Here is a 1,135-nt window from a genome sequence, read left to right on the forward strand (position 1 = left end):
GCGTATAGGGCACGGCCTGCACCGCGTGGATGCGATGCGGCACGTGACGGGGCGAGGCGCCTTCGCGGATCGCTTTGCGAATTCGCATGGCGAGCTCGGGGGTCAGCGCAAAGCCGTCGTTGAGCTTGACGCAGAGCACGATCTCCTCGTCGCCTTCGATGGGCGCGCCAAAGACCAGGCAATCCTCGATCTCGGCAAAATTCTCGCAGGCGGCGTAGATTTCCGCCGTGCCGATCCGCACGCCGCCGGGCTTCAGCGTCGTGTCCGAGCGGCCGTGGATGACGCCAGAGCCGTAAGCCGTCATCTCGGCGACGTCGCCATGTGTCCAGATCTCGCGGCGTGCGGCGAAGTAGGTGGCGTGATAGCGCGCGTCGCCGTCCTTGCCCCAGAAGGCCAGCGGCATGGACGGGAACGGCTCGGTGCAGACGAGATCGCCCTGCCGGCCGATGACCGGCGCATTGCGCTCGTCCATGACGCCGACGGCGAGGCCGAGCCCTTTCACGGTCAGCTCGCCGCGCCGCACAGGATGGATCGGCGATCCCAGCAGGAAGCAGCCGATGATCTCGGTGCCGCCGGAGATCGAAGCGAAGATCATGTCGCGCTTCACATGATCGTAGACCCAGTCGAACTGCCCGGGTGAGACGGGCGCACCGGCCGACAGCAGCGAACGCAGCGACGAGAGATCATGCAGGCGCCCCGGCGCGTAACCTTCGGCGGCAAGTGTCGCCAGGTATTTAGGACTGGTGCCGAAATGCGTGACGCGAGCGCGCTCGGCCATTTTCCAGAGCGGACTGGGGTCGAGGCGATCGGCCGATTTCAGGATCGGCGCGCCGTCATAGAGCACCACGCTCGCGCCGCAGGCCAGACCTGAGATCAGCCAGTGATACATCATCCAGGCGGTGTTGGTGTACCAGCTCATGACGTCGCCCGGGCGGACGTCGCCGTGGAGCAGGTGCTCCTTCAGGTGCTGGAGCAGCACGCCGCCGGCGCGATGGACGATCGCCTTCGGCGCGCCTGTCGTGCCGGAGGTGTAGAGCACATAGGCCGGGTGGTCGAAGGGCACGCGCTCGAAACTGAGAGGAGCGTCGCGGCCGAAATCGTCGAACGAAATGCGATCCGCCGCGCAATCCGGCTT

At 66.3% G+C, this 1,135-nt stretch carries 1 protein-coding gene; it reads right to left on the reverse strand.

All coding sequences use genetic code 11. The features are described 5' to 3' along the window. Window positions 1-1,135: AMP-binding protein (locus EOA27_RS37440; protein WP_145970867.1), on the reverse strand; the 1,135-nt coding region annotated here is incomplete at both ends.

It is taken from the genome of Mesorhizobium sp. M2A.F.Ca.ET.037.01.1.1 (assembly GCF_003998075.1).
In the GTDB taxonomy this organism is placed as follows: Bacteria; Pseudomonadota; Alphaproteobacteria; order Rhizobiales; family Rhizobiaceae; genus Mesorhizobium.